This is a genomic window from Shigella sp. FJ200513 (assembly GCF_040495915.1).
Classification (GTDB): domain Bacteria; phylum Pseudomonadota; class Gammaproteobacteria; order Enterobacterales; family Enterobacteriaceae; genus ECMA0423.
In genome coordinates this window covers 1-390 of record NZ_JBDYCV010000298.1, presented here as the reverse complement: position 1 = coordinate 390, position 390 = coordinate 1, and the positions used below count along the sequence as shown (strand labels likewise).

Sequence of the window (390 nt, the reverse complement as noted above, 5' to 3'; positions counted from 1 at the left end):
CCGCGATTATCTCCGCTCTGGTTATCTGCATCATCGTTTGCCTGTCATGGGCTGTTAATCACTACCGTGATAACGCCATCGCCTACAAAGAGCAGCGCGATAAGGCCGCATCCACAATTGCTGACATGCAGAAGCGTCAACGTGATGTAGCAGAACTCGATGCCAGATATACAAAGGAGCTTGCTGATGCTAACGCGACTATCGAAAGTCTCCGTGCTGATGTTTCTGCTGGGCGTAAGCGCCTGCAAGTCGCCGCCACCTGTGCAAAGTCAACGACCGGAGCCAGCAGCATGGGCGATGGAGAAAGCCCAAGACTTACAGCAGATGCTGAACTCAATTATTACCGTCTACGAAGCGGAATCGACAGGATAACCGCGCAGGTTAACTACC

At 52.3% G+C, this 390-nt stretch carries 1 protein-coding gene and 1 pseudogene; both read left to right on the top strand.

The annotated features are described in order from the left end of the window. Window positions 1-125: 125 nt before the first annotated feature. Window positions 126-326 (top strand): annotated as a pseudogene (locus ABZJ92_RS22340) (lysis system i-spanin subunit Rz); the annotation flags it as partial. After that, on the top strand, window positions 298-372 hold the full coding sequence (locus tag ABZJ92_RS22335) for a hypothetical protein (RefSeq protein ID WP_353765469.1): 75 nt from the start codon (window positions 298-300) through the stop codon (window positions 370-372). The pseudogene ABZJ92_RS22340 and the gene ABZJ92_RS22335, both read left to right, overlap by 29 nt. Window positions 373-390: the final 18 nt, after the last annotated feature.